1 protein-coding gene and 1 pseudogene are annotated in these 2,016 nt (G+C 73.9%); both read left to right on the forward strand.

All coding sequences use genetic code 11. The annotated features are described in order from the left end of the window. A pseudogene (locus tag ACFXMF_RS47615) lies at nucleotides 1–344 on the forward strand (TetR/AcrR family transcriptional regulator); the annotation flags it as partial. After that, a complete protein-coding gene (locus tag ACFXMF_RS47620; RefSeq protein ID WP_380021336.1) occupies nucleotides 335–2,008 on the forward strand; it encodes an acyl-CoA dehydrogenase family protein in 1,674 nt (557 codons plus the stop codon). The pseudogene ACFXMF_RS47615 and the gene ACFXMF_RS47620, both read left to right, overlap by 10 nt. Nucleotides 2,009–2,016: the final 8 nt, after the last annotated feature.

The raw sequence follows: 2,016 nt of genomic DNA on the forward strand, positions 1-2,016 counted from the left end.
GCGGCGCCCTGGAACGCGGCGGGCTGGCCTCCGCACTGCGGGCCGCACCCGCCGAACCCGCCGTGGGCGAGCAACGACTGGAGTTCCGCCGCCGCTACCGGGACCTCTTCGCGCAGGTGGTCCGCGAGGGCATGGCCGCCGGCCTGATGCCGGCCCAGGACCCGGAGGTCACCGCCGCCGCCCTCACCGGCGCCATCGGCGAGGTGCTGATCGACCCACTGGCCGCACCGGCCGAGGAGGCCGTCGAGGACCTCGTGGCCGCATTGACCGCGATGTCCCTGCGCTGCGCGGGCGCCCGCGTCGACGCACGTCCGATCGATCCAGGAGGTTCCCGATGCCCGTGACCGCAACGCCCGCGCCGCGCAGCAACCCCACGGCGCGCACCCACGAGGTGAGCAACCAGGCCCCACCGCTGGTCGGACACGACGTCGCCGACGATCCGGTGCTGCTGGAGGGCATCGCACGCGAGGGTGCCCAGTGGTACGAGGCGGACCTGCACCGGGTCGGCCGGCTCGCGGGCAGCGAGGAGGTGCAGCGCTGGGCGGAGCAGGCCAACCGCTGCGAGCCGGAACTGCGCACGCACGACCGCTACGGCAACCGCATCGACGAGGTCGAATTCCACCCCGCCTACCATCACTTGCTGGACGTCGCGGTCCGCGAGGGCCTGGCCGGGGCCCCCTGGGCGGATCCGCGCCCGGGCGCGCACGTGGCCCGCGCGGCCGGATTCATGGTGTGGACCACCGCCGAGGCCGGGCACGGTTGCCCCGTCTCGATGACCTACGCGATCGTGCCCGCGCTCCGCGCCACCCCCGAACTGGCCGCGCTCTACGAGCCGTTGCTCACCAGCCGCGATTACGATCCGGGCCTGCGCGCGCCCGCGGCCAAGCGCGGCCTGCTCGCCGGCATGGGCATGACCGAGAAGCAGGGCGGCACCGACGTCCGCGCCAACACCACGACCGCCACCGAACACGCCGACGGCACCTGGCGGTTGCGCGGCCACAAGTGGTTCACCAGCGCCCCGATGAACGACCTGTTCCTGGTGCTCGCGCAGGCGCCCGGGGGCCTGTCCTGCTTCCTGGTGCCCCGGGTGCTCCCGGACGGCAGCCGCAACACCTTCCGCATCCAGCGCCTCAAGGACAAGCTCGGCAACCGCAGCAACGCCAGCAGCGAACCCGAGTTCGACGACACCATCGCGTGGTTGGTCGGCGCCGAGGGCCACGGCGTGCGCACCATCATCGACATGGTCACCATGACCCGGCTCGACTGCGTGCTCGGCTCCGCGTCCGGCACCCGGGCCGCCCTCGCCCAGGCCGCCCACCACGTGCGGCACCGCTCGGTGTTCGACCGCAAGCTGATCGACCAGCCGCTGATGCGCAACGTGATCGCCGACCTGGGCGTGGAGTCGGAGGCCGCGAGCACGCTCGCGCTGCGCCTCGCGGGCGCCGTCGACCGGTCCCGACGCGGCGACACGCACGAACGCGCCTTCCTGCGCACGGCCATCGCGGTGGCCAAGTATTGGGTGTGCAAGCGCCAGCCCGCGGCCGTCGTCGAGGCGCTGGAATGCCTGGGCGGCAACGGCTACGACGAAGCCTCGGGCCTGCCCAGGCTCTACCGTGACGCGCCGCTCAACGGCATCTGGGAGGGCTCCGGCAACGTCCAGGCCCTGGACGTCCTGCGCACCCTGCACCGCGAACCCGAGTCGCTCGCCGCGTTCGCCGCCGAAATCGACGCCGCGTCCGGTGCCGACAGCCGCCTGGACACCGCCTGGCGGGCGCTCCGCGACGAACTGGTACCGACCCGGGACCTCGAACCGCAGGCCCGCCGGCTGGCCGAATCCATGGCCCTGGTCCTCCAGGGCTCCCTGCTCGTCCGGCACGCGCCGACCGCCGTCGCCGACGCCTTCTGCGCCTCCCGACTGACCCCCGAACGCGGCCTGACCTTCGGCACCCTGCCCGCCGGCCTCGACCTCGCCCCCATCCCGGACCGGTTGCCGGGACGCACGGACTGACCGGGGGC

Origin of the sequence: Embleya sp. NPDC059213, from assembly GCF_042754445.1 — a bacterium.
Taxonomy (GTDB): domain Bacteria; phylum Actinomycetota; class Actinomycetes; order Streptomycetales; family Streptomycetaceae; genus Embleya.